The 26704-nt window shown below is 50.3% G+C and carries 23 protein-coding genes and 1 riboswitch; of the genes, 12 read left to right on the top strand and 11 right to left on the bottom strand.

What is annotated here, in order from left to right:
• Positions 1-86 precede the first annotated feature (86 nt).
• From nadC to ACZ500_RS02750, 4 genes are all read left to right on the top strand, one after another.
• Complete coding sequence (gene nadC, locus ACZ500_RS02765; RefSeq protein WP_464231010.1) at positions 87-947, top strand: carboxylating nicotinate-nucleotide diphosphorylase; 861 nt, start codon at positions 87-89, stop codon at positions 945-947.
• Between the two features lie 244 nt (positions 948-1191).
• Complete coding sequence (nadA, locus tag ACZ500_RS02760; protein WP_464231009.1) at positions 1192-2280, top strand: quinolinate synthase NadA; 1089 nt, start codon at positions 1192-1194, stop codon at positions 2278-2280.
• A gap of 136 nt (positions 2281-2416) precedes the next feature.
• On the top strand, positions 2417-4123 hold the full coding sequence (gene nadB / locus ACZ500_RS02755) for an L-aspartate oxidase (protein WP_464231008.1): 1707 nt from the start codon (positions 2417-2419) through the stop codon (positions 4121-4123).
• A gap of 238 nt (positions 4124-4361) precedes the next feature.
• Complete coding sequence (locus ACZ500_RS02750; protein ID WP_464231007.1) at positions 4362-5846, top strand: asparagine synthetase B family protein; 1485 nt, start codon at positions 4362-4364, stop codon at positions 5844-5846.
• Positions 5847-6181: 335 nt separating this feature from the next.
• Here the strand turns inward: ACZ500_RS02750 and ACZ500_RS02745 are convergent, their stop codons facing one another.
• The 4 genes from ACZ500_RS02745 to ACZ500_RS02730 form a co-directional block, all read right to left on the bottom strand.
• Complete coding sequence (locus ACZ500_RS02745) at positions 6182-6511, bottom strand: hypothetical protein (RefSeq protein ID WP_464231006.1); 330 nt, start codon at positions 6509-6511, stop codon at positions 6182-6184.
• Positions 6512-6832: 321 nt separating this feature from the next.
• The gene (locus tag ACZ500_RS02740) at positions 6833-7114 is read right to left on the bottom strand and encodes a hypothetical protein (protein WP_464231005.1); all 282 of its coding nucleotides are present in this window, start codon (positions 7112-7114) and stop codon (positions 6833-6835) included.
• A 51-nt stretch (positions 7115-7165) separates the two neighbouring features.
• Positions 7166-7831, bottom strand: coding sequence for a response regulator (locus ACZ500_RS02735; protein ID WP_464231004.1), 666 nt, complete (start codon positions 7829-7831; stop codon positions 7166-7168).
• A gap of 52 nt (positions 7832-7883) precedes the next feature.
• Entirely contained in the window at positions 7884-9056 is a 1173-nt protein-coding gene (locus ACZ500_RS02730) for a sensor histidine kinase (RefSeq protein ID WP_464231003.1), read from the bottom strand.
• 192 nt (positions 9057-9248) lie between these two features.
• On the opposite strand from ACZ500_RS02730, the gene ACZ500_RS02725 reads away from it, so the two are divergent.
• The gene (locus tag ACZ500_RS02725; RefSeq protein WP_464231002.1) at positions 9249-9371 is read left to right on the top strand and encodes a hypothetical protein; all 123 of its coding nucleotides are present in this window, start codon (positions 9249-9251) and stop codon (positions 9369-9371) included.
• A 758-nt stretch (positions 9372-10129) separates the two neighbouring features.
• Positions 10130-10267 (top strand): hypothetical protein, encoded by a 138-nt coding sequence (locus ACZ500_RS02720; protein WP_464231001.1) that lies wholly within the window; start codon positions 10130-10132, stop codon positions 10265-10267.
• Here ACZ500_RS02720 and ACZ500_RS02715 read toward each other — a convergent pair.
• Together ACZ500_RS02715 and ACZ500_RS02710 are read right to left on the bottom strand one after the other, a co-directional pair.
• On the bottom strand, positions 10264-11259 hold the full coding sequence (locus tag ACZ500_RS02715) for a tyrosine-type recombinase/integrase (RefSeq protein WP_464231000.1): 996 nt from the start codon (positions 11257-11259) through the stop codon (positions 10264-10266). The genes ACZ500_RS02720 and ACZ500_RS02715 overlap by 4 nt on opposite strands.
• Before the next feature lie 4 nt (positions 11260-11263).
• Positions 11264-11431, bottom strand: coding sequence for a hypothetical protein (locus ACZ500_RS02710; RefSeq protein WP_464230999.1), 168 nt, complete (start codon positions 11429-11431; stop codon positions 11264-11266).
• A gap of 729 nt (positions 11432-12160) precedes the next feature.
• Between ACZ500_RS02710 and ACZ500_RS02705 the strand changes: the two genes are divergently transcribed.
• Positions 12161-14689, top strand: a complete 2529-nt coding sequence (locus ACZ500_RS02705; RefSeq protein ID WP_464230998.1) for a PKD domain-containing protein — start codon at positions 12161-12163, stop codon at positions 14687-14689.
• A gap of 156 nt (positions 14690-14845) precedes the next feature.
• The gene (locus ACZ500_RS02700; protein ID WP_464230997.1) at positions 14846-15010 is read left to right on the top strand and encodes a hypothetical protein; all 165 of its coding nucleotides are present in this window, start codon (positions 14846-14848) and stop codon (positions 15008-15010) included.
• Here ACZ500_RS02700 and ACZ500_RS02695 read toward each other — a convergent pair.
• Positions 14990-15418 carry a hypothetical protein gene (locus ACZ500_RS02695; RefSeq protein ID WP_464230996.1) on the bottom strand — a complete coding sequence of 143 codons (429 nt, stop codon included), beginning with the start codon at positions 15416-15418 and terminating at the stop codon, positions 14990-14992. The two genes, ACZ500_RS02700 and ACZ500_RS02695, sit on opposite strands and share 21 nt — an antisense overlap.
• A 409-nt stretch (positions 15419-15827) precedes the next feature.
• A riboswitch (cyclic di-GMP riboswitch) is annotated at positions 15828-15885 on the top strand.
• Positions 15886-16108: 223 nt separating this feature from the next.
• On the opposite strand from ACZ500_RS02695, the gene ACZ500_RS02690 reads away from it, so the two are divergent.
• On the top strand, positions 16109-19039 hold the full coding sequence (locus tag ACZ500_RS02690; RefSeq protein WP_464230995.1) for a S8 family serine peptidase: 2931 nt from the start codon (positions 16109-16111) through the stop codon (positions 19037-19039).
• A 130-nt stretch (positions 19040-19169) separates the two neighbouring features.
• Here ACZ500_RS02690 and ACZ500_RS02685 read toward each other — a convergent pair whose 3' ends face one another.
• Positions 19170-20555 carry a hypothetical protein gene (locus ACZ500_RS02685; protein ID WP_464230994.1) on the bottom strand — a complete coding sequence of 462 codons (1386 nt, stop codon included), beginning with the start codon at positions 20553-20555 and terminating at the stop codon, positions 19170-19172.
• A gap of 221 nt (positions 20556-20776) precedes the next feature.
• Here ACZ500_RS02685 and ACZ500_RS02680 point away from each other — a divergent pair, with 221 nt between their 5' ends.
• From ACZ500_RS02680 to ACZ500_RS02670, 3 genes are all read left to right on the top strand, one after another.
• A complete protein-coding gene (locus ACZ500_RS02680; protein ID WP_464230993.1) occupies positions 20777-20950 on the top strand; it encodes a hypothetical protein in 174 nt (57 codons plus the stop codon).
• A 281-nt stretch (positions 20951-21231) separates the two neighbouring features.
• The gene (locus ACZ500_RS02675; RefSeq protein WP_464230992.1) at positions 21232-21399 is read left to right on the top strand and encodes a hypothetical protein; all 168 of its coding nucleotides are present in this window, start codon (positions 21232-21234) and stop codon (positions 21397-21399) included.
• A 13-nt stretch (positions 21400-21412) separates the two neighbouring features.
• Positions 21413-21580, top strand: a complete 168-nt coding sequence (locus ACZ500_RS02670) for a hypothetical protein (protein WP_464230991.1) — start codon at positions 21413-21415, stop codon at positions 21578-21580.
• Here the strand turns inward: ACZ500_RS02670 and ACZ500_RS02665 are convergent.
• The 3 genes from ACZ500_RS02665 to ACZ500_RS02655 all read right to left on the bottom strand — a co-directional run bounded on the left by ACZ500_RS02665 (position 21573) and on the right by ACZ500_RS02655 (position 26635).
• On the bottom strand, positions 21573-23372 hold the full coding sequence (locus tag ACZ500_RS02665) for an asparagine synthetase B family protein (protein WP_464230990.1): 1800 nt from the start codon (positions 23370-23372) through the stop codon (positions 21573-21575). The two genes, ACZ500_RS02670 and ACZ500_RS02665, sit on opposite strands and share 8 nt — an antisense overlap.
• Before the next feature lie 467 nt (positions 23373-23839).
• Complete coding sequence (locus tag ACZ500_RS02660) at positions 23840-25645, bottom strand: asparagine synthetase B family protein (RefSeq protein WP_464230989.1); 1806 nt, start codon at positions 25643-25645, stop codon at positions 23840-23842.
• Positions 25646-25690: 45 nt separating this feature from the next.
• Positions 25691-26635, bottom strand: coding sequence for a hypothetical protein (locus tag ACZ500_RS02655; RefSeq protein ID WP_464230988.1), 945 nt, complete (start codon positions 26633-26635; stop codon positions 25691-25693).
• Positions 26636-26704 lie beyond the last annotated feature (69 nt).

The raw sequence follows: 26704 nt of genomic DNA, 5'->3' as shown, positions 1-26704 counted from the left end.
CAAAAAAGGCCGCTCATGGGGTTCTTTTTTTGGCCTTTCGTAATGAACCGTTCATTTTCTGTCAGGAACATGTTATGTTTCTGTGTATGAATCCGTTGCGTCTGGAAAAAATCCTGCGAGATGCTCTGGAAGAGGACTTGGGGTGGGGCGATATCACGACGGAGGCCGTCGTCCCTCCCGACGCGGAGGCGCGCGCTGTGATCGTCAGCCGTGAAGACGGCATCATCGCCGGTCTCGACGTTGCCAAGGCCGTCTTCCGGATTCTGGACCCCTCGACGCTTGTGGAACCGCTGGTGCCGGAAGGCAGCCCCATCTCCAGGGCCGCCCCGCTCTGCAACATTCAGGGACGCGCCCACGTCATCCTTTCCGGAGAGCGGGTTGCCCTCAACCTGACGCAGCGGATGTCCGGCATCGCCACCGCCGCGCGCAAAATGGCCGCGATTGCCGAACCTTACAACGTCAAAGTGACGGATACCCGAAAGACGACCCCTGGTCTGCGGATGCTCGAAAAATACGCCGTCCGAATCGGAGGCGGGTACAACCATCGCATGGCCCTGGATGATGCGGTCCTCATCAAAGACAACCATCTCGTTGCTGCCGGCGGGGTTCTGGAGGCAGTCCGAAGGGCGCGGAGGCGTGTCGGCCCTCTTGTCAAGATAGAGGTCGAAACGGAGTCCCTCGCACAGGTCGAAGATGCCCTGCGTGCCGGTGCGGACGTCATCATGCTGGACAACATGGAGCCGGACCTCATGCGGGAAGCGGTCAGGCTGATCGGCGGACGCGCCCTGGTGGAGGCCTCGGGTCGAATCAGGCTCGACAATATTCACCAGATCGTCACAACGGGCATCGATTTTCTGTCCATGGGGTGGCTCACCCATTCCGCTCCTCCCCTGGACCTGAGCCTTGAGTTTTGCCAGGGGCGCGAACCGCGGGGAGAGGCTCCCTAGCCCGATCAACGCATGCCGTCAGAGAGGTTTTCTGCTGCCCAAGGCCTTCCGCAGCCGCTCCTGCAGCAAACCAGAACCGCCTCCTCCAGATCCCTTTCCGACGGGTGAGGTAATCTCTCCCCCGGTTTGGTGAACCTGCAGGCAGCGATGGAAAACCCGACTGCAGAGCACCGGCTTGACGGCAACCTCGCCGGAAAAAGATCCCTATACACTAAACGAGCCGCCCGAAGCGCGAGAAATCATCATGCAAGAACACCATCCCGAAACACCCGGAAAAATCTCCGACGCCCCTATGAACGGCAGGGAGATCGAAGCGCGGATCGCAGAGGCCAAGGAGGCGCTCGGAAGCCGGGTCCTCATCCTCTGCCACCATTACCAGCCGGACATCATCGCCCGATTCGCCGATCACATGGGGGACTCGCTCCATCTCTCACGGCTTGCCGCCTCGCGCAAGGAAGCCCGCTATATCGTCTTCTGCGGCGTCTATTTCATGGCCGAAACGGCTGACATCCTTTCCGCTCCGGAACAGGAGGTCTACATGCCCGACCCGGGCGCCGGATGCCCGATGGCCGATATGGCCAGGCTCGACCAGGTCGAACGGTGCTGGCGCGAGCTGACCGAACGTGTGGGGGAGACGATCCTTCCCATCACCTATGTCAATTCATCCGCGGAGATCAAGCAGTTCTGCGGCCGCCACAAAGGGGTCGTATGCACCTCCGGCAACGCCGCCAAGGTCATGGACTGGGCCTTTGAACAAGCGCCCCGCGTGCTCTTTCTCCCCGACCAGAACCTTGGCCGCAACACCGCCCTTGCCAAAGGCATCCCCAAGGAGGAAATCGCCCTCTGGGACCGGCGGAAGGCGGAACTCCAGGGCGATCCGGACCGAGCGAGGGTCATCCTCTGGGATGGGTTCTGTCCCGTGCATGTACGTTTCACACCAGAGCAGGTCATAGGGTTACGGACCCAACATCCCGGCATCCGCATCATCGTGCACCCCGAGTGCACCGAAACGGTGGTCCGGCTCGCGGACGGCAGCGGCTCCACGGAATATCTCATCCGCGAGGTGCGGGAAGCGGAGAGCGGTTCGGTGTTTGCGGTCGGAACGGAGCTGCGGCTGGTCAAGCGGCTCGCCTCGACCCTGCCGGATCGCACGGTTTACCCTCTGGACGAGGAGCATTCCATCTGCATCGACATGAGCCGGAGCACACCCGAGCGCCTCCTGGTAGTCCTCGAGGGGCTGCTCCAGGGTCAGGCGCCGGGAAGAATCCAGGTCTCGGCCGAAACCGCGGAATGGAGCCGGGTGGCATTGGAGCGCATGCTGGCGATCTCATGAAGCAGAGGCCGTGCCGGCCCGTTGCGCCTTTCGGATTCCGGACAAACCCCGTGGTTTCAATGAGGGAACCTCCCCGGCCATGGGGTCATCACAGACCACTGATCCACTCATCTTTTCATCTCTGGAGTAACCCGTCATGACATCGGTCGAAGCCATGCTGCACACTGATTTTCTGGTCATCGGATCAGGGCTTGCCGGCCTCAGGGCAGCCATCGAATTGAGCGAACGGGGCAAATCCTGCATCCTGATCAGCAAGTCACGACTCCCCCATTCCAACACCTACTACGCCCAGGGGGGGATAGCCGCCGTCGATCCGGAGCGGGTCGCGAAGGGCGATGACAGCTATGAATCCCATATGGAGGACACCCTTCGGGCCGGGGACGGTCTTTGCATCCCCTCGATCGTCCAACGCTTCGTCCAAAAGGCCTTCCCGGAAGGCGTAAAATTTCTGATCGACCACGGCGTGCCCTTCTCGAAAGCGGATACCGGCGACCGCTATGTCCTCCATCAGGAAGGAGGCCATGGACGGCCCAGGGTCTATTGCAAGGACGATTATACCGGGCAGGCCATCGAAGAGCATCTGGTCGAAATCGTCAGGAAACAGCCGCTCATCACGGTTCTTGAATACCATGCAGCGGTCAGCCTCATCACCCGGAACCGGATCTCCGATGTAAAGGTGGTCAAAGACCGGTGCCTTGGCGCCTGGGTCCTGGACAGGAAGACGCGGCGGGTCAAGACCATCGAGGCGGACGTGACCTTTCTCGCAACGGGCGGCGCCGGCAGGGCGTTTCTCTATACCAGCAACCCTGAAAACGCCACCGGCGATGGGATTGCCATGGCCTTCCGGGCAGGGGCCCGCGTCGCCAACATGGAGTTCTTCCAGTTCCATCCCACGGTGCTCTATGAAGTGAATCCCGAAAACCCCGCCGAGAGGCGTTTCCTCCTGACCGAGGCCCTGCGGGGGGAAGCCATGGGCGGGATACTCACCCTCGACAGGGATTCGACCGAGGACTTCGTTCTGGCGTATGACCCACGCGGGTCCCATGCGACCCGGGACATCGTCGCCAGGGCCATCGACACCGAGATGAAAAAAAACCATCGGCCCCACGTCTGGCTCAATGTCACAGCCCAACTAACCGGCAAATCGGAGGAATACATCCGGCAATCCTTCCCGAAAATCTACGCCCATTGTTTGAAAAAGGGGGTCGACCTGACTGTCGAGCCCATCCCGGTCGTGCCCGCGGCCCATTATACCTGCGGCGGGGTGATCGTGGGCGCGGACGGCCAGACGGATATCGACGGCCTCTATGCCATCGGCGAGGTCGCCTGCACCGGCCTCATGGGAGCCAATCGCCTTGCCAGCAACTCTTTGACGGAGTGCGCGCTCTACGGAAAAATCGCCGTCGATGCCGCCCTCGACAGAGCGCCCTCTCTGCGGGATCCGGACCTGATGCCGCCGCCGTGGCAGGGCAGCACGGTCCACCCTGAAATCAACCCCGCGATGCTCAACCGCTTCTGGGATACGACCCGGGCAACCATGCTGGATTACTGCGCCATCGATCGGAACGAAAACCGCCTGCGCGTCGCCATGGACATCCTGAACGGCCTCGTACAGATCACCAATGACATCTATTGGCATTTTTACCCCACGCTCGAGATCATCGAACTTAGGAACCTGTCACTGGTCGCCCGGCTGATCGTCGAATCGGCCCTCCACCGAAAAGAAAGCCGGGGCGGCCATTTCCGCTCCGACTACCCCGAAAGGAATGACCACCTCTTCGAAGGCGCCACCATCATTCATCAAACCACCGGGATTCGCCTCCTCAAATGCCGGCATGCCTGACGGCTGAAACGAAAACAGGGGACCCAACGAGGGCGAAAACCGGTCTGTTTTTGTGTGCAAAAACAGACCGGTTTTCGCCCTTCTGTTTTCACTCCTTTTCCACAGACAATATCAGAAAAACTATTTTCACTTGAAATATTCAGTGTTATTAGCTATAGTTGTTCAATCAACCCGCGGATCCCCGCCCCCCGGCAGGGAAAATCCACGCTGTGGGTCAACACGCAAAGGAGGTTCCATTTTGGCCAGCATTGCAGGCATTGTTTCACAACACGGCCGGATAGAGACCGATTCCGCCAAGGATATGGCTCACATCATCGAGAACATGCATCATCGAGGCCCCGAAAACATGATCGTCCGCTCCCTGACGGACGCAAGGGGAGCGTTGGGAGCGAATGAAATCAATCTGTCGCCCGAAAGAACCTACTGCACCTCCCTCGAGGAAACCCCTTATGTCCTTTTTGACGGAAAATTGTTCAATGCGCGGGAGAACGGGAAGACGGACATCCAGCTCTTCATGGAGCTTTACGAGAAACACGGGCTGAATTGTTTCAGCTACATGGATGGCAGCTTCGTCTGCGCCATCGTCGAAAAAGACGACGAGGTCATTCTGGCCCGGGACGCTGTAGGCGCCAGGCCCCTTTTCTATGGCTGGGACAACGATGTCTTTTATTTCAGCAGCGAGATGAAAGGCCTCAAAGACCATGTCCAGTTCAATGTCCACGAACTCGAACCGGGCTGTACCTACAGCTCGAAAAAAGGCATCAAACCTTTTCACCCTTTCGCTCCCGAAATCCCGGACCACGGGGGAGACATGCAAAGGGCGGCGCAGATCCTCAGGCAACTCCTGATCGACGCCGTCAAGAGGCGCATGGATGACGTCAAGGCCATCGCTCTCAGCGGCGGGCTGGACAGCTCCATCATAGCGGCGATCGCAAAAGAGCTGGATCCTTCCATCACGCTGGTGACGGGAACCGTCGAGAGCGCGCCGGGACCCGACCTCGAAAACGCCAAACTCATGGCCGATTTTCTTGGCATGTCGCACCATATCTATGAAATCACGGACGAAGATATCGAAGGGTTCATCCCCAAGGCCGTCTGGTACCTGGAGAGCTTCGACGAAGACTGCATCTCGGGGATTCTCTCGAACTATTTCGTCTCCAAAATGGTGAAGGAATACAGCAATGCAGTCCTTGTCGGAGAAGGCGCCGATGAACTCTTCGGCGGGTACCGGATGGTCCTCAAGAACCCCCGCGTCAAAAGCGCGGAGCAGCGGGAACGCCTGGCTCAAAAGCTGCTGGACATCGCTTACAACACGGCCCTCAGGCGTCTTGACCGGAGTTGGATGGCCAATTCGGTCATCTACAAAACCCCATTCCTCGATACCCGTGTCGTAGCCTTCGCCAAGACGATCCCCATGGCGTGGAAGATCTACGGCGAAAAACAAGTGGAGAAATACGTCCTCCGGGAAGCCTTCAGAGACATGCTGCCTGAGCGTATCGCCAACCGCGAAAAACTGCGCTTTGCCATGGGCACAGGCATGGACGACGTCATGGATGAGATCGTCTCGCGAAAGATCGACCCGGATGAGCTGAAAAAGCGGCCCAAAGCCGCTTACGGACTCCCCTTCGCGTCCTTCAAGGAGCTGTACTATTACGATGAATTTCTGAAACTCTTTCCGCCCTCCTACGAAAAGCAGACGGTCCGCTGGGATCCTTTCAAATAGAAGCCCGTCCATGCAGCACCGAAAAGAAGAGCAATCTTGAGTCTGCCCTCCTTTTGCCGGTGCTGCACGCGCGAAAAAGCAAACAGAGAGAAAAAGGGGACGGATCTATCTTTTGCTGGCAAGAGATAGATCCGTCCCCTTTTTCCTGTCACCTTGGTTGAAACGCTGAGAGGGTTGTTGTCAATCAATCCAGCTGATCAAAAGTGATCAGATCGTATTCAAAAAGATATTCATCAGGTGTCCACATCCTATCACCCAAATTTCCACCCTTTTGAAAATAGGTTTTGATTGGAGGAGATTGGAGATTGATGGAGTTCTATGGGCTCCCTCCTTTTTCAATCGTTGGCAATTGTGCATCCGGCCTCCTCTTTTCCTCCCTGTTTCAATGTTTCTTTGAACAGGTAGCTTTCGCAATTGCAGCTGATGATGGCGCTTTGTGGGTAACCCTGCCCAACAGGCCGGCTGTCTTGGAACATCCCGGCAACCGGGATGCTCCGTCTATTCGGGCTTGGCCGTTGTTTATGCTTATGGACAGGGCACACAGTGAATCGTGATGCACTCATCCAAAATGACATTTTTGCAAGACCACAATCTTCCAAAAATGTTTTTGTTTCCGCCACTGATGACGATGTTTCCGAAGGGTGCAAAGACAGACCCGTACCCATCCGAAGCTTCCCGCATCTGGAAGATCCCATGCGTCTCAAGATACACATCTGCGCCAGCCCCGCCGGTCGGATAGACCCCCATGTTCGTCCCGAAATACATGTCACGTCACCTACCACATAGATGTTGATCGGGCCCCAGTCAAATCGAGATAGAGCTTCAGAGAATTCAGAATTTTGATTCATGTAAAGTAGTAGTCGCCTGAGGAAAGATAGAGTTTGTTCAGGGTTCCAAGCTCAAGCGCACCGTAACTTCCAGGAGGCAGTGTCGTTGTCTTACCGTTCGATTTGATCACCGGGAGTCCCCCTGCCGCAAAATTCGTCTCAGGAGGACAAGGAAATCAAGCGCTTGCGCGGAGGCGACCTGTAGGTCGCCGCACAAGCAAACGTGCAGATTGACGCCGAGATTGGCCAAAAAGACCATTTCCGGATGGAAACTAGATAGTCTCCATCCGGAAATGATTTCCCGGTACAACCCAGTTTCCAATCCGGAAATGAGGATTTTTTGCCAATATCAAGGAAATCAAGCGTTTGCGCGGAGGCGACCTGGTGGTCGCCGCACAAGCAAATGTGCAGATTGACGCCGAGATTGGCAAAAAAGACCATTTCCGGATGGAAACTAAATATAATGGGTAGAAAACGAAGATTATTTGTTCTTTATAATTTAAGTAAATCTTCTTTTATAGCAATTTTTGTCAGGTTAGCTACAGATTTGACGGCGAGTTTCTGCATGATATTATATTTATGCGTTTCGACCGTTTTTTGGCTGATGCAGAGCTTCTCGGCGATTTCTTTCGGACGCAATCCATCGGCCAGAAGCATGAATACCTCTCTTTCACGTTGACTTAATCTCGTAATCTCCGGATTTTGATTGTTGCTACCACCATTCAAGATTTCGAAATCTGTCAACCTTTTCTGAAGGATGGTCATCACTTCGGCGCTATAGAAGGTTCCATTGACTGCTGCAGCTTTGAGAGCCAGAAGGATATCCGAGAGGGGACCGCTTTTCAAAAGATAACCGGAAATCCCTGCTCTCACGAGAGCAGTTACGTAGATCCGCTCGACATGCATGGAGAAAATGATTATTTTAACATCCTGATCAAATTCTTTGATGACACGAGTGACGTCGATCCCGTTCATTTCGGGCATGGAGATATCCATGATGATGAAATCAGGTTTGAGCGTCTTGACCATTGAAATGGCTTCAGAACCATCCTTCGCTATCCCAACAATTTCGAAGTCTTCAGATGATTCCAGAATTTTCCTAAGCCCTTCCAAGACCACCTCATGATCATCTACTAAGACAACTTTGCCGCTTTTCATCGCTCATGCCATCTTTGAAGTGGTTTCGCCAAGTGTGGAGTTCACCATCCCATCAATATGGTTTTCTGTTGTCAAAGTAAGCGGGGATGTTTGCGGAGAGAATTGTTCCCTTTCCGGGCTTGGAATCTATTTTAAGTTTACCGCCCAATTGCTTTATCCTTTCATGCATAATGACAATGCCCAACGCAGATCCTGCTGAGTTATCCTTGGGAAGGATTTTTAATGGATCAAACCCGATGCCGTTGTCCTCAACATACAAGTGGGCAAAAGTGTCTTTTTTCTTGATGGTAACCCAGATGTCTGTGGCCTTGGCATGTTTTAAAATGTTATTAAGCGACTCTTGAACGATTCTGTATATAACAATAGCTGTCTTGCCATCGATTTGGTTAATTTCATTTTGAGCAAATAATTTGCAGCGCATGTTTGTTTTCAATACGATTTCATCAAGTAGACCTTGAATGGATGAAATCAAACCTAGAGTTTTTACGTGGTCAGCGCGCAAATAATGCGATATATCTCTTGTTGCTGAAATAAGCTCATCAATTTGAGAGCAAATATTATTACATTGCAATTTTATTGCATTATCAATGCTATTTAAATCATTTAGCATGTTTTGAAAATTAATTTTGAGTACAGCCAAAAGCTGTCCGAATTGATCATGTAGTGCATTGCTTATATCTTGGCGATCTCGTTCAAGAAGTGTCACAAAATTGTCAACCGATTTAGGATGCAATTCCTTCCCTGCTGAAGGGACATCCGAGTGATTTTTTCTGCGCTGCCGGCATTTGCTGCGTAAACGGGATCTTTTTATATGGGAAATATACGACTTAGCCATTTGGGTATAGCGTTTTTCAGTATCGCGATCAATGCGCGGCAACGCGGGAAGTCTGAATGACACACAAGCGGTTAGGAAGGGATCTTTTTCCTTTTGAAAAACGAATCCTTCAATGTGAAGCGGAATCGATTCCGCATTGTTTGATTTAAAGGGAGCTATAAAGGCAAATGGTTTCCCAGTTTTCATAAGTTCCGCTAAACATTTGCAGAGTTGGGCCGTTGCGTCTGCATCCAGAAATTTTTCAAGGGGTTGTCCGAGTAAACTGAGAGCTTGTTTCTTGAAATGCAGGCATGCATTTGTATTGCACAATGAAGCGCGGTGATCTTTAGCCAGCGCCACGAAACCACTTGAGCAAAAGAAATAGAAGGTATAGAGATCCTCGAACTTCATGCAGATGGATGGGATACAGAGAGTGTTTCCGACCCAGTGAAACATTTCTCTCAGGGCCCTTGGCTGGGGCTTTTGGGCATGGAAGCAACCGCGTGACATACATGCTTTTTTCAAATCTGACATAAAATTCCTCACTGCAGCCTGGAACTCCGGTCAGGTGTTCTTTAGATCCACCTTGATTTTCAGCAGGAAATGGTCTTTTTAACCAATCGCAGCGTCAATCTGGGCGTTTGTTCGAGGGGTCACCACCAGGTCGCCTCCGCGCAAGCGCTTGATTTCCTCGCTATTGGCCAAAATCCCCATTTCCGGATTTGAAACTTTGTCGTAACTGACGCTTTTTTCCGGATGGACACACCATAATCCTTATCAGGTTGTCCGTCGGAGGATGTCTGACGTCTGAAATGTCGGCTTGCCTTGCTTTTGCGATAGTTGAACAAGGCAAATCTTCATGCTTCATGTATGAAAGTGTATATGTAGAGGGAAACTGTATTTTTGCTGGGCAACCGTTTTTGAAGGAGCATTCACTCTGAGGAGAAGGAGCGGGAGGCGACGGGCTTGCGACAGGGGAAGTGCCCCTGATGCCCGTATAGAGAGAACACGCGCAAAAAGCTCCTGGATGTACAGTTAACCAAATACAGGTCGCTCTTATCCATCCTGATATCGGAATCCTCCCCGAAACGCCAATCTTTTTGTCGAAAAAGCATGCATCAGTCTGGTGTGACAGTGGTTTAGGGAGAGGGACCCTCTAAAATTTACAGGGAAGAGTGAGGCCTGGAATGTTTTGAACTTACAGTCCGTCCTTTTGATGTTCGGAGGTTTGTGCGCTTAGTGTTGGAATGCCAGCCAGAGAGAGATTCACCTTGGGCATCGTAGAACCCTAGCCGCTTTGAGAGGGAATGTCAAAAAAATAATGAAAAACATGCCTATGATCATGGAAAGAGCGTCATCCCTTAATCTCTCGTCTCGCGACGGGTCATCTGTCAACATGTGCATCGAGTGAACCTGGATGCCATGGACCCATCCGATCATGCTTATCCAGCGCGACTCAGTTTCCAGTCCGGAAATGAGGATTTTTGGCCAATAGCGAGGAAATCGAGCGCTTGCGCGGAGGCGACCTGGTGGTCGCCGCACAAGCGAACCTACAGATTGACGCCGAGATTGGCCAAAAATCCTCATTTCCGGACTGGAAACTATTTCGGGATGGAAACTAGAATGTGGGCAGGTCTTGGTAGAGAAAGTGGATTGGAAATCTGGCCTGAGTTTCGAGCGGTTCGAGGGGAAACTCGGCTAACGCCGCTGCTGCAGCTTCGGTGTACTTGCGGACGCTGGCACTGTTCGAAAGCCCCAACCAAAAGGCCATGAGCCTTGGTGAGATGCCCGTTTTGAGGAGATGGATGGCTGTTGTTCGCCTCAAAATCTCAGGAGTAACTCGTCTATGTGCAAGACAAGGGAGCCGCGGGATCGCTGCAGCTACTGCCTTCCGCAAACGGTCCTCAACGCCGGATCGAGTCAGCGACTGCCCTTTGCGGTTCGGAAAAAGTGCGGCCTCGGTTTCTAGGCGTGCCATGCCTAACCATCCGAGAATGTGATGCCGGGTCATCGACCACAAAGGGACCCTCCGCTCCTTCAGTCCTCCGCTGTGCAGCCGTATGCTCCCTGAGCCGTTCAAGTAGATGTCCGATCGGTGCAGCGATACGATTTCTGACACACGGGCACCGCAGTTATACAGGGTTGCGAGCATGGCGCGGTCTCTCATGCCTGACCATGTGGATAAATCCGGTGCATGAATAATGGCCAATACCTCTTCGGGTGAAAGATATTGCATATTTGGCTTATTCAGGCGTTTGATTGGGATGATCTTTAATTCATTCAGTATGGTATGTGCTTTAGGGTCGTGTATGGCCGCAAATGCCATAAAAGAGCGTATGGCAGCCAACCGGATATTGATCGTCTTGGGAACATTGTGGCGTTCGGTTTCGAGATACTTCAAAAATTCTCTGACAATGCGTGCGCTCATATCACCCGCAGTCAAATCGGAAGCGTCTTTGGAATAATGTTTGCGCATGAATTCTAAGAATATTCTCAGCGTATCGCGATAAGCAAGAAGCGTTTTAGGACGTAGATCGGATTGAGCAGCAGAATCTGAATCCAGATAATCCTGCAAAATCTTATTGAAAATTGAAACCTCCTTTGACTTTTTCATAAGGTCACTCCACTGGTTGGTGTCCATCCGGAAGAGAGCGTCCGACACGACAAAGTTTCCAATCCGGAAATGAGGATTTTTGGCCAATGTCCAGGAAATCAAACGCTTGCATTGAAACGAGCTGCAGGTCGCCCCAAAAGCAAAGGTACAGCTTGACGGCGAGATCGGCCAAAAGGAGCCTTGCCGGACTCAAAGAGATTATTCGGTAGGCCAGCCGGGACGCACACCGTAGGGATGCGACTGTGCAGCGAAGGGATGGTCAATGAAAAATCTGTTTCTGTTAGGCGATGCAAACGTGGTCAGCGAGTGAATGGAAACGACGATTGAAATTACCACCCAAGTTAACTTTAATGGTTCCGCAACTCAGCATAATCTTTCACTCATCATAATCAAGTGCCTGAGTGCAGACGAAACATTTCGGACAAATAAAAAAATTGTGTAAGATAAATATTATTAATTGACAAATGCCTCCATATATGAAATAAAATTTACACTATGTAGCTATTACAAAATGATCTATTATCACTTAAATAAATTACATCATCAGCATAATTATTGTAATTACTATTATGTACATATAGGAAATCATTAATATTGGATGTATTGGTTATGACAGTTTTTTGCATATGTAATTTTTGTAAATCGGATCAGCTCAGCGGAAAGTTTATGCCTATTTGGAAATGGTTTACGAATTTCATTGCGTTATAAATCCACGAGTCCTTCTGGATTGGTCCCTTTATGGAGGTAATGCGAGATGGCTCTTCATATAGAAACGAAAAACGGCAATGAGTGTATCCGCAGATCACTTATAGCGGTTTGTGTGTTTGCGTGTCTATGCGCTTGCTTGCCAACTCCTTTAACGGCGTCTGAGGAAAGCCGATCAGTTACTATCGCGCGGGTCTTGGCATCTGCGGATGATGCTGTCGAATTTGTCGACAGTGGCTATGTCGCCACCAACAAGAGATATACCTACGCTGGAAAAAATTATTTTTTAGCCTATCGATTTGACGGGATCCAAGTGCCGCGGAATGCGATCATCGAGTCTGCACAGCTATTTCAGTATGCCTCCGGTTACGAAACGCGTTCGATCATTCTTCGGTACACAGGGGATGCGGCTGACGATTCGATGTGGTTTGACACCACACCCTATGGCCTCAGCAGTCGAAAACGTACAAGCGCTGAGGTGATCGATACCCCTGAAGCCTGGAACCACTACGACTTCAGTGCCAGCGCTGATCTGGCGGCCATTGTCCAGGAAATCATCAGCAGACCCGGGTGGGTGCAGGGAGGCGCCCTTTCTATATTCGTTGAGGACTACGGCAGTGAATCTATCCGGAAGGTCGACCAGATCGATAACAGCCCGGCCCATGCAGCGCGGCTCGTGATTCAGTATCTATATGATTTGCATGACCCTTCCAATGACACAGTGCCGCCGAACGTCACAGTCCTTTCGCCCCCAGCTGACATGAAAATATCTGAAGCGCAGATTGATATTCAAGGCAAGGCCTCAGACAATATTCTTGTGACCAGGGTCGAATGCGAGACACACTCAGGATACAAAGCAACCGCAACTGGTACAAGCGAATGGTCCATCCAGAAGGTTCCATTGGTCGATGGCCCAAATACGATTACCCTGCGGGCTTATGACGCGGCCGGTAACTACGGAGTGGCATCCAGGCATATCACGTATATTCCGCCGGATGGGCTCTTGCGGGAAGTCTTTCTCTCGGTGGATGCCGGCGAGAACGATGCGTTCGAAAAGACATACAACGGCGTAGTTGTGCCCAGCAACAGTGTGATTCTGGTTGGGAAAGATCAAGTCGCCGCTTTCCGCTTCCTCAATCTCCCCGTTCCTGCAAATGCGGTGATCGAAAAGGCTCGGCTGCTGATGGTGTGTGCTTCCGGCGAAAAGAACGCTGTGAGCCTCAGATATGTCGCTGAGCGCTCTGCCTATTCCGAACCTTTCAGGGTGCGGCAGGCGGACCTCAGCTCAAGGCTATTTACCGGCGAGGAGGTGTTGGACGACAATCCAGCCTGGGAATCAGGCGAGTACAACGAAAGCCCGGACTTGCGGCAGTTGCTCCAGAGGGTTATCGAACTGCCGGGCTGGAAAGAGGGCAATGCCGTGACGTTCTTTATCTGCGACAACGGCAGTTCTTCCTACCGGAGTCTTCGATCCTTCGAAGGGGACCCTGCCCGACCGTCTGGTCTCTATGTCCAATACCGCCTTCCGGGTGAAAATTCGGTAATGGCCTCTGCAGAGCCGCAAGTTGTGATTCCGGGAGAAGCCGTCCATTTCAACGCGATTTCTTTCTATTCGGATCCGGTCGTATCCCTAACCTGGGATTTTGGAGACGGAATCTCCTCGTACGAAGTCGAACCGGTGCACCGTTATCAAACGGAAGGCACTTATACTGCAAGTGTAGTGGTTCTGTTTGCGGACGGTGGGCTTTCCTCGGACACCGTGGATGTTGTTGTGATGCAGGAACCGGCCTACGAGGGTTTTGCCGAAGGATTTGGCGCTGCGACGACCGGGGGGTGGGGGTACCCGGTGCATACAGTGAACAGTGCTTCTGAACTGGATGCCATCCTTAGTGACGTATGTTCGGCGGGGGGTAATGCATCCATCAAGCTTTTGGGCGATTGGAGCTACTCTTCTGATATTCATTTGATTGAGCTGCAGAACGTCACTCTCGACGGGTTGGGATCCGGAGTGATTTTTTCTAACATGACGTTGTATGCTATAGGCTCTGACAACCTTATTCTCAAAGGATTGCGTATCAGAAAATCCAAATTCGGTTACGATTGTATCCAGGTGAATTCATGCCGCAACGTGATCATAGATCATTGTTCCATGGCTGATGCTGGGGACGGGAGTCTAGACATTTCAGGTTTTAGCTACGGCGCGAGTAAGGATATAACCGTTTCGTGGTGTGTTCTTGCGAACACTTGGAAGCAGAGCCTCATCAAATACAATGGGACAACCAATGTCACGCTTCATCACAATCTATTCTACAACAGCGGTGCGCGGATTCCTTCTTTGAATGAAGGGGTCTTTGATCTTCGCAACAATATCATGTATCAGTGGGGGAGCTATGGGACGATATTGGCTGGAGGTGCACGAGCCAATATCGTCAACAATGTTTATCGGCTTGCTCCAAGCAGTAGGAGGGGACATACCGCGATCTGGTATCTTGATGACCAGTCTGCGGCCTGGATTGACGGCAATGTGTTGCCTTCAACGGAGACCGACGTCTCCCGGTTGCCTGTGTCCTTGGATGTTCCCCCTGTCGCCACTCAAGCAGCGGATGTGGCGTTTTCAGCCGTGCTGGATCAAGCGGGAGTTCTGCCGCGTGACCCATATGATGAAGAGATTGTGACCAATATCAGAAGCGGCATTTTTCCGCCTCTTCCCCATTTTTTCGACTGAGGATTTTTGAGGGGCCCGCCATTGTTCGGAAGGCACAGCACTTATGTGGCTATTATGATGGTGTCTGGATTCGTGGCGACCGGAGCGGGGCCGTCCCTCTTGGCATGATCGAGTGTGTCTAGACGGGGATTGGTTTTAATTTGTTTCCATCCGGAAATGGTCTTTTTGGCCAATCTCGACGTCAATCTGCACGTTTGCTTGTGCGGCGACCCACAGGTCGCCTCCGCGCAAACGCTTGATTTTCTTGATATTGACCAAAAATCCTCATTTCCGGATTGGAAACTGGGTAGTGCCGGGAAATCATTTCCGGATGGACACTAATTTAGAATTTTCGGGGTTGGCTTTTGTGGCGCATGCCTCGATAAGGGTTATGATGCCGGTCCGTTGATCCGCTGAAAGACGGCCGAAATGGATCCCCATACGGCGTATTTCCAGCAGCCACGATGCAAATACCTCCTCCGGGTGGCGCTGATCGTAAATGATTTCGCAAGGAGCCTGTCGAACGATGAAGTGACCTCCAATCATAAAAATGTCGACAAGATCAAAGATGATATCTATTGGTTGGCGCTCATCTAATACGACATATTGGACGGTCATGCCATCGGTACTTATATCTTTTATAAGTCCGAGTATCTTGCTGGTATGAGTGAAGGCATAGGTATCTTTTTTGAGTAAGAACAATTGAGATGTATTTTCATGAACAAATCGCATATCGTCTTTTTCTCTCATCTCCTCCCCCGCTGCCTTTTCTATAATACCATATATGTATAGAGCATTATTTAGTGAATTGCATCGAAAGATTATATTTTGATTTTCATTGAGCATATCAATAAAAAAGATTTTTTGTTTTGCCTAATTAATTGGCTCTTCATGTCTATATATGGAATTGGTGAAAGATGTGCACAATTATAGATTTATAAGTATTATTCATCTGTATAACCGAAATTGTATGGATATAATAAGATTTATAATACCGAATTCTGTGTTGACGAACTGTTTTGTCTATTCTATATTCCGGACTCTCGCCGGAAGATCTGTGCAATATCACATTGGTTGGTTCCGCCCGGCCACGACCCCGGGAATGTTTGCAACGTCAAGACAGGAGGGGAACACGATGTGAGAAATCGATGATTCGGCCGTTCGAAAAAGGCAAACCATTCCGATAAGGATGGGACGCAAAGCCACCGGCCGCAGAACAACGCTTTTGGGCGATTTTGGGTTCGCGTCGGGCACGCGCGGGTGCCTCTTTAGAGGATTCGCCGCTGGTAGCCCGAAGGTTGTTATGTTTCCCTCGTTCGCAGAGAGAAGCGGTTCCGGCAGCGGGGTTGCTCGGACGAAATGCTTTGGTAGGACATCCTCATGATGTATCCCATCATTTCGTCTGTATCCAGGGAATAAACCATCAGGAGGTGTATAGGTATGTCTTACCGCAACAGATCCGAACGTATTTTTTTTGCAATCTTTTTATTTATCACCATTTTCTTCTCGACCGGACTGGTGCTTGCCGGGGAGCTTCCTTCTGCTGGAGGAGACGATGAATTTATCATCTCCCTCCAGCCCAGCCCCCAACTGAAGGATTTCGATCTTCGAGGGATCGCGGAAAGGGCCGGCGGCCGCCTCAAAGCGAGCATGCCCAACCGGCCCCATCTGGTTCTTGTCCAGAAGCGATCTGGTGTTTTGCAGGAAAGATTTGTACAGGCACTGACCCGTTCTTCGAATAGGATTCGCGTGGAACCAAACGCGAAGATCTCCATCCCGGACCAGGCACCGGATGCTGTCCTGGATGTGGATGCAATCGGCGGCGCGGCGGCAACGGCCTCGATTCCAAACGATCCCTGCCTCACCTGGGGATACGGCAATATCGAAGCGGACTTGGTGCCTTACTGGAGTGGGGATGGTGCGGTGGTCGCGGTCATCGATACCGGTGTCGATTATCGGCATCCTGAACTCATCGGAAGGGTGATCCCCGGTTACGATTTTCACAACGGCGATCAGGATCCCATGGATGACCATGGCCACGGTACCCACGTCAGCGGGATCATCGCGGCAGCGGCTGACAATGGCGAAGGAAGCGCCGGTGTGATGGATAGCATCAGGATCCTTGCGCATAAGGCGCTCGGAAGCGATGGGTCCGGATCGACCTGGAATGTGATTCAAGCTATTTACGATGCAGCTGACCGACCTGAAGTGCGTGTGATCAATCTGAGCCTGGGCACGTACCTGGGGACCGTGATTTTCCACGATGCAATCGATTATGCTGTTGCCAAGGGGAAGTTGCTGGTGGCGGCGGCAGGAAACAGCGACAGTACTGCAGCCAATTTTCCTGCCTTTTGGTCGCTCTATTCCGATGGGGTGATGGCGGTGGCTGCCAACGATGAGCGGGACTGTAAGGCCAGCTTTTCCAATTATGGCGAGTTTGTGACGATCTCTGCCCCTGGGGTGAGCATCTTTTCGACCTTGCCGGGTGGGATGTATGGATCCTGGAGCGGGACATCCATGGCGACACCGTTCGTCGCAGCGGCTGCTGCCCGTCTCTTTGCGCAGAATCCCAATCTCCGGTACAACGAAGCGGCCGAGATCCTCGAGGGGTTTTCCGACCGATTGAGTTTTGACGGTTCTTGTTGGCCGACCCTCTATCCCGATTTTGGAAATCTGAACCTTTTCGAAGCGCTCGCCGTGTGTCCCGGCAACCCCTTGGATCAGACTCCGCCTTTAGTCGAGATTCTCGCTCCCACGTCCGAGCCTGAATGGGAAAGTGCGGAAAACGGTGTGTCGGTGTCCGGGAGGGCATCGGATGACTCTGGAATCGCTTATGTCACTTGGGAAAATGATCGCGGCGGTTCAGGGGCAGCCGACGGTGGGACGAATTGGTCCACCCAGGACGTTCCCCTGCAGGAAGGCGAAAACCGCATCACGGTAACCGCCTGGGACACTTCGAACAACCAGGGGGAGGCGGTCATCCGGATCACCTATGAGCCCGATCCTTCCGCCTCAAGGACTGTCGAAGTTCAGGTGACGGACCGATATCTGGATTCCCTGGAAAAGACATACAACGGCATGACCTTACCGACTTACGGAAGGCAATATGTTGGGGCTGGCTACATCGATGCTTTTCATTTCGGGCAGGTCCCGATCCCTGCGGGCGCTGCTGTTCTATCGGCCGAATTGCGGCTTCACTGCTGGGGATACGGTGACCGCCATGTCGATCTTCTCTACCAGGGAGAGGCCGCGGATGATGCAGCGGCCTTTTCAACGGCTTCCAGAGATTTGAGTGGGCGGCCGAAGACGCTCGCCGCCGTGTCCGATCGGCCGTCTGCATGGATGAACGGGGCATTCAACGAGAGTCCGGATCTGCAGAGCATCGTCCAGGAAATTGTGCGGCGTCCGGGCTGGCGCGAAGGCTCCGGGATGAACTTCTTCATCTCCGACAGGGGCAGTGACGCTTACAGGCGAGTGACTGCGTTCGAACAGGATCCGGCGTTGGCCGCCGTTCTGAGCGTAACCTATCGTCTGGAGGCCCCGTCCGAAGATTGTCTGCCTCCCGAAATTTACATCACGGATCCGGTTGTAATGGGGACATTGGTAACCCATCAGCCACAGATCGATGTTTCGGGGACCGCCTCGGACAATGTAGGGGTCACGCGGGTGCACTGGTCGACGGATAAGGGCGTCGCAGGCGCTGCAGAGGGGACGGCGCAGTGGTTCATCAGCGGCATTCCTCTGCAAGAAGGTTCGAATACCATTGTCGTGTCTGCGGATGATGCCGCAGGAAACGAAACCCCCAAGCTGATCGAGGTGGTTTGGGAGCCGGTGCCTGAAGGAGAACCCCAGACGATTCATTTGGTGATTGAAACAGGTTCTGACGATGCAGGAGAGAAAACCTATAACGGCGTTGTCTCGACGAGCGGGAAGACCATGTACATGGGACAGGGGTGGATCACTGGTTTCCGGTTTGGCTCAGTTCCCGTACCCTTTGGAGCAGTCATCCACAGCGCGGTCTTACAGATCCCCTGCCGTCTCTATGGGAGCAATCCCATCAGTCTCAGGTATACCGGCGAGATCAGCGCATCCGCCGGACCGTTCACGAGCGCCCCATACGGGTTGAGCGCTCGGACGAAGACCGCGGCGGAGGTAAGGGATCAGCCGGACGCCTGGAAGGAGAATACGTACAATGTTAGCCCGGACCTTTCTTCGATTGTTCAGGAAATCGTGAACACGTCGGGCTGGCGGAGTGGCAATACGCTGGCGATTATTGCGGAGGATGCCGGGAGTGCACGTTATCGAATGATCCCCTGCTTCGAACTCGATTCATTTCGTACGGTGGTTCTCACTGTAACGTTTATTCCTTGAGCAGCAGGAGGGTCTTTCCCCGTACTGCCCTGCTGGAGGCAGTACGGGGAGGTGATCAGCGGCTCGGGTGCTACTGTCCGTCACATTTCCGGCAGCCTTTCAATCAGTCTGCCGGCGTTTTGTGCATGACCTATGGCAGGACCAGTTTCTTGTCGGTGAAGATGCAGTAACCGCCGACATTGCCGGTCTTCAGGTCGATCGGGTAAATGATTCCCAGCAAGAACTCGGCTCCGGTTGTGTATCCGGCGGCGTTGAGGGCTCCCACTACATCGTTCTGCGTGTCGAAGCGGTCGAGGCTGATGAAATCCAGGGATGAGTGCAGTTGGTCTGAGCCGGTATTTCCACTGGTTACGCCTCCTGCGATCAGTGCGGCGTCCGGGGTGAAAATCGCGAGTCTCTCAACCGTTTCTTCACTGAAATTGACCCCCTTGACCTGCAGAGTCCCATCCGAGTTCAAAATGAAATCCGTAATGCACGCACATTCGATCCCCGGGCGGATATAGCAGATCTCGGTCGACTGGTTGAGGGAGATGCGCAGCGTGGAAACCTCAAGAAATGAAAGACCGAACCACTGCGTGGTGTGCGGCGGCTGGCTCTTCCCGCGCAGGCCGATGGTGCCGTTCGGAACGTAGACGAAACAGAGGCAGAAATGGCCGTCACCGGCATAGTAGAAGGCCACAGGCTCTCCATAGACGCCCTTCGGGTTTTTGTTGTCTCCGCCGTAAGTCCCGTCCGAGCCTTCTACATAGAGGACCACGTCAGTTGCCATGGTTGGGTTCACATTGCCATATTCCGAGAAGGTAACGAATTCCTTCACCCTCACTTCCGTGTTGTTTTCAAAAAAGACGTTGTATTCCCCTGATGGGTAGAAAATGATGCGTCTGAAGGTGTAAACACCGGATTGCAGATAGACTTTGCCTTTGAAACCGACCAGCAGGTCGCGATAAGCCCCCGGAGGGACGACCTGACTTCCGGCCGACGGAATTACAACGTCCACGATACCTGGAATGATGGTCCCCGGAAACGCGGGAAAAGCCGGAAGGTCCTTGATGCCGGTATCGTTCAACGAGTTGTTACCCATGTCGCTTTCGAGAAGGTCGGGACCGATCCTGCCGGCAGTTGCCACATCCGCATAGGATCCTGTGGCTGCATCGTAAATAATGTGACTGACAGCCGCGAAATTTCCCAAGCGGATATTGGGTGCAATGACGGCTACATCGGCCAAGGTTGGCGCACCGACCGGGATACGGCATCGAGCCTTGCCGCCGATCTCGGCGTAATTGCGGCTGCCGAGATCGGTCCTGCGGCCTGCGCCTGTGTAAGCGTTTACGTCGGCAGCACCCTTGATGATCAGTTGATCGTCCACCAGGATCACGAAATCATCGAGTTTATACTCCGCTGCCTCCCCGTTGGAGGGTATGAAACCGAAGAGGACAGTAACCGCCAGGACGGCAAACAACCCCCTGAAGACAATTTGCCGTACCACCTTCAGTATATCTGCCGATCTTACTTGCATGAGACACATAATTCTCCTCCCTGATATCGCATCGATAATGGATTTAGGTTAAAACGTTCTATGAAAACGCGGCCTTAGCGAAGAAAAAGAATCACCTCCTTTCTCCGTGAAGGGATTTTGGCAATCACCCCTGAAAAGGCGGTCAGAGGTACCCGTTTGCTCAGCATCTGGGCCGGAGGCCGCAGACCATATTAGTAGACATAGCTAGTTTCCATCCGGAAATGGTCTTTTTGGCCAATCTCGGCGTCAATCTGCACGTTTGCTTGTGCGGCGACCTACAGGTCGCCTCCGCGCAAACGCTTGATTTCCTTTATATTGGCAAAAATTCCTCATTTCCGGATTGGAAACCGGGTGTACCTGAAAATCATTTACGGATGGACACGAGCTATAGGTGAGGTATGTTTGGCAAAGTGGAGAAGTTTGCATTATAATTATTTGATGTGGATTGTACGTGAAACGTTGATTTTCGGGCAGGATGGTCATTTATACATCAAATAACCGTATTGATATAAACATCGATTGGCAATTGTCGCAATTTATTTTGGATATAAAACAGCAAATGTAAAAATTGTGATTCAAATAGAATTTGTTATCAAGTTTCCATCATAAAATACTGGTTCGAAACATAGTCGTGCAAGTCAGTCATTTTCGGACACTATCTAGTTTCCATCCGGAAATGGTCTTTTTGGCCAATCTCGGCGTCAATCTGCACGTTTGCTTGTGCGGCGACCACCAGGTCGCCTCCGCACAAACGCTTGATTTCCTTGATATTGGCCAAAAATCCTCATTTCCGGATTGGAAACTGGGTTGTACGGCAAATCATTTCCGGATAGACACTATCTAGTTTCCATCCGGAAATGGTCTTTTTGGCCAATCTCGGCGTCAATCTGCACGTTTGCTTGTGCGGCGACCTACAGGTCGCCTCCGCGCAAACGCTTGATTTCCTTTATATTGGCAAAAATTCCTCATTTCCGGATTGGAAACGGCTTGTACCGGGAAATCATTTCCGGATAGACACTATCTAGACCAAGCTTTGGATTCAAAAAAAATCCGATGCCAAAGCTCCAAAGTAACCATGGAGTTTATTAAGGTACTTGAGCACGAATAATATGACGATTTGCCCGAGAAATATCTTTCAAGCAGGATTTTTAGCCTATTTTTGTCAAAATAATTACGATCCAGAGTTTTCTGATCAAAAAGTATTTCACAAATATATCCTTTGATTTGAGATAAATACCATTCATCCTTGGGTATGGAAAAACCTTTTTTCTGTCTATATAATGCCTCATGTGGCATTAATTCAGCGAATGCCTTTTTCATTAAATATTTGGATTCTTGACCATTGAGACGATATTTGGTTGGTATTGTTTGAATGAATAATAGTAAGTCTTTATCCAGGTATGGAGAAGAAGGTTTAATCTTATTGACTGCGCAAGTTCTCTCGACCTTTGGTATGAGGTCATCATGTAAATAAAAGTAAATATCATAAAATAAATATTGTTCGAGTTCTGGACGATCACGGACTTTTTGCATTTTTGCGATAATATTTCTGTATGGACTAAATCCTTTATTAACTTCCATAAAATCGTATGAATATAAATATCGCTTCAACAACAAACTTATCATGTTGTTTTTATAAAATTTTTCTTCAAAAGGGATCGATGTAAAATACAATTTTCTTTTGATTTTATCTAAGTAGTTATCGGCGGAAATTGATATCGGTATATTTTCGAAAATATGCTTTAATCCAGCTTTTCTTATTAATTTTTTGAAGCAATTATCGCTGTCTATAGCAAGTTGAAAATTTTTGTGTTGATCACTTCCTAGCATCAGTTGATCCGGGCCATCGCCTGTTAATACAGTATTGCTATAATCTGAAGCAGCCTTTGCTGCAAAATATGATGGAAAAATCGATGAATCTTTGAATGGAGAATCAAGATCGTACGTCATTTTTTCAAAAAGAGGGAGGATGTCTCCGGGTCGAATGACTTTTGAAGTCCAATCGATGCAGTGTTTTTTAGCGATAATTTCAGCGTATGGAATTTCATTGAAAGAAGGTTCTTCGAAACCGATAGTGATTGCCTTGAATGGTATGTCAAATTTCTCGCTTAAAAGGGAACAAATTCCACTTGAGTCGATGCCACCACTCAAATATGCAGAAATATGCGTGTGATTCTTGATTCTCTTTTGAATTGCTTTTTGTAGTAATTCCATAAATGTGTGTATATAATATTCTTCAGGATGATATCCTTCTATATTATAGTTGAATGACCAATAATTGTGTTTCTTTATTTTATTGAATTCTATTTGGATTGTTGAACCCGGTTCAACTTGCATGATATTTTTAAACATTGTTTCCGGATGTGGTACATATCCGAAAGTGAAAAAATCATTGACTCCTGCAAAATTTATTTCTGGTAGAAACAATTTCGATGCAAGTATAAATTTTATCTCTGATGCGAATATAAAGTAATCGTTATTAATATAATAAAAAATCGGTTTTGTTCCGAGCATATCTGTTGACAATAGGAGTAGGTGGTTATCTATATCACAAATAAGGTTTCTGAATTCTCCGTCCAAGTGTAATGCATATTGTATATTAAATTTTTTATACAAATCTTGTATAAAATTTGAATGCGTATAATTTATTGGTGAGTTATTATTAGTTGCTTTATAATTTCTCAAATAGTCTGTGTTAAATATGTTACCTTCTATGATTGAAAAGATCGGTTGTTTTTCGTTTATCTGATTTTCGGTTGGTATGCCCGTCGATTGCAAATTGTTTTGAGGAAAACAAATCGCAAATTCTTTTTTCAAATAATATGACGGTTTAGGGGGTGATTTTTGTATTAATGACTGTAACATTGAATCGAGAATGATATTTTTTTGTGAAAAAGATAATTGCGAATGTATATCTATAAATCCACAAAAGTAGCTCATATAATGCCTATATGTAAAATATACATGTAATTATAATATATAATTACATGTATTTTAGCAAAATGTTTTTTAGGAAATTGCTCAATCGTAATATTTTGAATACTGATTGAGTTTTGGGGTGTAAATGGCCATGTATGCACAATTCATGTGAGCATATTATAGTTTGTTGTCATCCGCGAAAGCTATATTCAGCACGAGGCGGTTTACAATTTGGAAATTAGGATATTTTCTTTATACCAAGGAATGAATTCTTTGCGCTGATGCAATTTATTGCTCGCTCCACAAATAGACGTATTGATTGACGCCGAGATTGGCCAAAAAGACCATTTCCGGATGGAAACTAGTTAGGTTGCGGTAAGGGAACTTAATCTGTAATGAGAGATGTGAGGATCAGTTGGTGAAGAAGCTTCTGTGAGTGCATAAAGGCGTTGGTCGATAGTACTAAAGGCTTTTGCATCCTCCTCCAGCTTCCTGGCCATGGCATCGATGATGCAGCAGCGTAGCGCTACGTCGTGATAGTCCACCCTTTCTTGCAGGTTGAGGGTCTTTTGTATGGTTTTGACCATCCGGGGCGGCAAAAATGGGCGGATCTTCCGAGTTATTGGGTATTTTTGTGTGATCGGTTTGGAACCATTGCTTCGCATATTCCGGATGGTTGCTTCCAGAAGGATTGGTGGAAAGATGTGGCGACAATGGGCTGAGTTGAGGGTATCTCCCATGAATTGCGATACGTCTCTGCGCTTCAGGTATGTCCGTCCGAGATCTATGGCTGGATACCTGGCGAATGGCACCGCCGGTGAAAGTGCGCTTACAGCGGCGCGGAAGAGCTTTTTTTCCGTCCGGAGGCGATCCGGCAGGCGTCTGACAAAATGGATTATTCGGCGAGATATGAATGGCGTCATGATTTCGACATAGGCCTGCTTTAATTCGTTCAGCGGAGAAAGCCAAACCGGGAAGAGGTAGTCTGTGTACAAACGGTCCCGCCACATTTCCATGCTTTCAACAGGCCTGCGGGTCAAGTGCTGTGGCCAGGTCTGTGGGTATTGTGCGGCTATGTCCATTCTCCTGAAATCCTCATAGTCGGCAAGCATGGTTGCCAAGCAGAATTTCCTGAAATCCAGCTCGGAATATAGGGTGCGGCTGCCAAAGCACTCGTCACCTCTGATGATGCCCTTGGCCCCGCTGGAAGTCAACTGCCGCCATAATTCAAAACCATCCAGGTATGGTTCGAGCTGGTCGATTCTGCCCTCACCCGCTGCAAGAAACCGCTCGAAAACGGTACTGAAGCCATCGGTCGATACCTCGGTGACGAAGTACGTGTGGTTGACGTTCAATACCTTGCAAAGCCTTTTGGCTACCCAGGCATCGGTCCATCGATTTTTATCCGCGTCGGCTTTTCCCCAGGTGACACAGCGAATATCTCTATAGTTTAGGTGCAACTGAAGCAGAAGCATGCGACTGTCATATCCACCTGACAACGGGAGGATCCATTGCTGCGGGTCCATCGTGATGTTTTCGAGAACGCTTTTGATTATTGGCTGAAGTTGTTCGAGGAACACTGCATGCGGACGATTTTCGGGTCGAAAGCAGGTTTCTCCCATTGTCAGTTTGGTCTGCCAGGAAGATCTGTCAAGATAAAGCCGGCTATTTAGGGGAAGTGCATTGATGCGTCGATCCCATGAAATTCCGGGACCGATCGTCCCCGAGGATAGCATCCAAGCCCTTGCCCTTTCGTCAGGTTCGAAGGAACCGAGAAAATGAACGATGGCCCTCTGCGAGGTCGAGGCAACAAAAAAGGATGGGGTCTTTGCGTACCAGATAGCACGTGAGCCCATGAGGTCCGTTGCAAGTTCGACAGCTGCCGGTGAGGTGCGGAACAGGGCCATCGAGCCATCAGGGATGCTTTCTCCTGGGTTGCCCCAATCCTGTTCCGGTTCGAACATGTATCCCAGCGCAACACTGGTATTCTGGATCGGGATCAAATGGTTCGGGTTCAAAATGGCGATATGCACCCCACCCTCACTGAGGATTTTCGGTGATGAGGGTGTAAAATTATCTGGCATCAATCGCTTTGCGAGGATAGCTGTTTCATCCGGAAATGATTTTCTTTCCACCCCGTGGCGTTGGCATAACAATATGAGCTTAGCCATCGTCATGTCCTTTCTTGCTGCAAAAATGTACCTGCGTGGATAAATCTATCGGTTAAAGGCGAGTTCGAGCTTTGATGTTGTATAGTTGACTTGAGCTAGTGGGGATGTGCCTCTGTAAATGCGATCGGCGCCTATTTGAACCGTTATCGTAAAATTGCTGATGCTTTTGCAGAGAGCGATGTATTCTTGGTTTGACATGGAGTATTTCAATTCCGGGAAAAAATTCCATTTATCAAGAAATACGTAAAAATATACCGAAGTCGAGGTTGCATCCATAAATATCAGCTCTCGAATGCCTGGGCCACCCGAAACGTAGCGATATTTCGTGGTTCCCACAACAGTTCCTGCAGGGATTGTCTGAGAGAATCGAGGGAGGTCGGCATCGCCGAACTCGATCGAAACCGTGACATCTTCGTTGAAAGGCATGCGGAATGTTCCGTCAGGACCTTTTTCCAGATACGACACATCGCTTCCCCGATCATAGTTGTCATATCCCTGGAAATAGAATGTGAATTTCGCTTTTCTGTTGTCCATCTCAGAGTAGTCACCCGGAGGAGGTTCAGGTGGAGGGGACGGAGGGGTGTAGGTGACCCGCAACGTTGCGGTGCTTTCGTTTCCGGCAGCATCCACCGCTTTGATCATGACGAGATTTTCCCCTTCTTCCAGGAGAATATCATTGGCATGCCAGGCCCAGTTCATCCAGTCCGACGTGGACCCCGCGGCGATATCACCTTGGCTTGAGGCCGTGGACCAGTCGATCATAACGATGCCACACGGTTCGAAGGCATAGCCGGAGACGTCGATGGTTGATGTGGATGTCGTGAAGTGACCTTCCGAAGTCGGTGCGGTAATGGCCAGCCTGGGAGCCTCAACATCATCGAGGCATAAGTCCGCCGCCTTTGCGGTCGGCGGACTTGAAAGAAGCATTCCGAGAAAACCAAACATCGCAAAGGCACCGATAAATAAAGTTACGACAAAATTCCTTTTCATTTCGCCCTCCAAGAAAAATGTTTGATTTGATTCTACCTAAAATAAAATCATTAAACGTTTGTAATAAAG

It is taken from the genome of Desulfatiglans parachlorophenolica (assembly GCF_055394735.1).
This window is presented reverse-complemented; position numbering and strand designations above follow the sequence as displayed.

Excerpts from the sequence above, each read along its gene's own strand:
- ACZ500_RS02730 (WP_464231003.1), bottom strand. The coding sequence starts at position 9,056 with ATGAAGTTCGAGGATCTCTATACCTTCTATTTCTTTTGCTCAAGTGGT.
- ACZ500_RS02685 (WP_464230994.1), bottom strand. The coding sequence starts at position 20,555 with ATGCAAGTAAGATCGGCAGATATACTGAAGGTGGTACGGCAAATTGTC.
- ACZ500_RS02725 (WP_464231002.1), top strand. The coding sequence starts at position 9,249 with ATGGTCTTTTTAACCAATCGCAGCGTCAATCTGGGCGTTTGTTCGAGG.
- ACZ500_RS02740 (WP_464231005.1), bottom strand. The coding sequence starts at position 7,114 with ATGGTCTTTTTTGCCAATCTCGGCGTCAATCTGCACATTTGCTTGTGC.
- ACZ500_RS02655 (WP_464230988.1), bottom strand. The coding sequence starts at position 26,635 with ATGAAAAGGAATTTTGTCGTAACTTTATTTATCGGTGCCTTTGCGATG.
- ACZ500_RS02715 (WP_464231000.1), bottom strand. The coding sequence starts at position 11,259 with ATGAAAAAGTCAAAGGAGGTTTCAATTTTCAATAAGATTTTGCAGGAT.
- nadA (WP_464231009.1), top strand. The coding sequence starts at position 1,192 with ATGCAAGAACACCATCCCGAAACACCCGGAAAAATCTCCGACGCCCCT.
- ACZ500_RS02735 (WP_464231004.1), bottom strand. The coding sequence starts at position 7,831 with ATGAAAAGCGGCAAAGTTGTCTTAGTAGATGATCATGAGGTGGTCTTG.
- ACZ500_RS02660 (WP_464230989.1), bottom strand. The coding sequence starts at position 25,645 with ATGGCTAAGCTCATATTGTTATGCCAACGCCACGGGGTGGAAAGAAAA.
- ACZ500_RS02700 (WP_464230997.1), top strand. The coding sequence starts at position 14,846 with ATGGTCTTTTTGGCCAATCTCGACGTCAATCTGCACGTTTGCTTGTGC.
- nadC (WP_464231010.1), top strand. The coding sequence starts at position 87 with ATGAATCCGTTGCGTCTGGAAAAAATCCTGCGAGATGCTCTGGAAGAG.
- nadB (WP_464231008.1), top strand. The coding sequence starts at position 2,417 with ATGACATCGGTCGAAGCCATGCTGCACACTGATTTTCTGGTCATCGGA.
- ACZ500_RS02690 (WP_464230995.1), top strand. The coding sequence starts at position 16,109 with ATGTCTTACCGCAACAGATCCGAACGTATTTTTTTTGCAATCTTTTTA.
- ACZ500_RS02680 (WP_464230993.1), top strand. The coding sequence starts at position 20,777 with ATGGTCTTTTTGGCCAATCTCGGCGTCAATCTGCACGTTTGCTTGTGC.
- ACZ500_RS02670 (WP_464230991.1), top strand. The coding sequence starts at position 21,413 with ATGGTCTTTTTGGCCAATCTCGGCGTCAATCTGCACGTTTGCTTGTGC.
- ACZ500_RS02675 (WP_464230992.1), top strand. The coding sequence starts at position 21,232 with ATGGTCTTTTTGGCCAATCTCGGCGTCAATCTGCACGTTTGCTTGTGC.
- ACZ500_RS02695 (WP_464230996.1), bottom strand. The coding sequence starts at position 15,418 with ATGAGAGAAAAAGACGATATGCGATTTGTTCATGAAAATACATCTCAA.
- ACZ500_RS02745 (WP_464231006.1), bottom strand. The coding sequence starts at position 6,511 with ATGGGTACGGGTCTGTCTTTGCACCCTTCGGAAACATCGTCATCAGTG.